General features: G+C 47.4%; 1 protein-coding gene. It reads left to right on the top strand.

Features of this window, described 5'->3' with window-relative positions:
* Positions 1-563: 563 nt before the first annotated feature.
* Positions 564-1,784, top strand: a 1,221-nt coding sequence (gene ltrA / locus AB4351_RS18155) for a group II intron reverse transcriptase/maturase (RefSeq protein WP_170964223.1), incomplete at its 3' end; no start/stop codon positions are given.

Below are 1,784 nucleotides of genomic sequence, written 5' to 3'. Positions count from 1 at the left end.
TTGTGCGCCGAGCATGGCGTTGATCTAGGAGGTGAAAGTCCTCTACGGGCTCAGTCGAGCGAGAACCGTTAGCCTATGCAAGGGTGTTCACCGTGAGGTGAAATCTGAAGGAAGCAAATGGCAAAACTTGGTTGTGACGAACAGAAATCTGATAGTAGGTCATTACAACTTGGGCAACCTAGCAATAGATAGAATAGCCCGATGCCTCGACGGGAAGTGTGTAGTGATAAATCAGGCACGGCCAAGGGAAAGAGCAACGTCTTACCTCGGGAGATCTTATTACTTGTCTCGATAGAGACTAATACAGCAGCGATGCGGTATGACGAGCAATAAGAAGTCAGCAGAAGGCATAGTACCTTAAGGAAGTACAACTTAAGGGAAGGCCCGAACTGAATATATCAAGAAGCAGTCACTAGACACTCAATCATGTGGGGTCATAGCAAGATGAAAACCATCTCTACGTCCCAATGGGCGATACAGCAAGTAAAGCTCATGGTGATGAAGAATGACAAGCATGATTGGCGTAAACAGGAGGACGAGTCTTGGTGATCTCAACGTCGTTGATGGAGCAAATCTGCTCTTCAACCAACTTGAATCAAGCTCTACGAAGAGTGAAGAAGAACAAAGGATGTGCAGGTGTCGACAAACTCGACATAGATGCGACTATCTCAACACTTCGACAGGCTTCAAATGGGCAAGCGCTTCGCCAGAGTCTTCTGGAAGGAAGCTACCAACCTCAACCGGTACTTGGTGTAGAAATCCCTAAACCTAGTGGTGGCGTAAGGCAACTAGGTATCCCAACCGTGCTTGATAGAGTTGTCCAACAGGCAATGACCTCAGTACTGTCAGATATCTATGACCCCAAGTTCTCCAATAGCAGTTACGGATTTAGACCAAACCGCAGTGCGCACCATGCATTAACGGCAGCCAGTCATTACATCCGAGAAGGTCGAGGTTATGTTGTAGATATCGACCTAGCGAAATACTTCGACACAGTGAATCACGATAGACTGATGTACAGACTGTCACAGGACATCAGTGATAAACGAGTGTTGAAGCTCATCAGGTCATATCTACAGGCAGGCATAATGCGAAACGGGATGGTTGAACAGAGACAAAGAGGGACACCACAGGGTGGACCATTATCCCCGTTGCTATCCAATATCGTATTAGATGAACTGGATAAAGAGTTAGAGCGCAGAGGGCATAAGTTCTGTCGATATGCAGACGACTGCCAAATCTACGTTCATAGTGAAGAAGCCGCTTATCGAGTTAAAGAGTCGATAACGGAGTTCTTGGAGCAAAAGCTGAAGCTCACGGTAAATCGAGAGAAAAGTGGTGCGACAAGAGTGACAGAGCGGACTTACTTAAGCCACCGCTTCGGGATAGATGGAACAATCCATCTATCGAAGGCAGCACAAACTCAAATGAAGAAGCGAGTGCGGCAGATAACGAAGCGAAACCGAGGGCGAGAGTTGCAAGCAGTCATAGCGGAATTAACTCAATACCTAAGAGGTTGGCAACACTACTTCAAACTCGCCATACGGAAAAGCAGCTTGCAGCGCTTAGACGAATGGATACGGCGACGGCTACGATGTTACCGCTTAAAACAACGCAAACGCAGATACGGCATAGCGACATGGTTACAACAACAAGGTGTAACGGAGCGCAATGCGTGGAAGGTAGCGATGTCAGATAAAGGGTGGTGGCACTTGGCCTTAACGCCGCAGTTAAATCACGCCATGCCAATAAAATGGTTCGAGGAGTTGGGCCTGTACTCATTG

Source organism: Vibrio sp. 10N.261.51.F11 (assembly GCF_041471665.1).
In the GTDB taxonomy this organism is placed as follows: domain Bacteria; phylum Pseudomonadota; class Gammaproteobacteria; order Enterobacterales; family Vibrionaceae; genus Vibrio; species Vibrio crassostreae_C.
The sequence above is the reverse complement of the archived record's forward strand: the minus strand, read 5'-3'. Positions and strand labels throughout refer to the sequence as shown.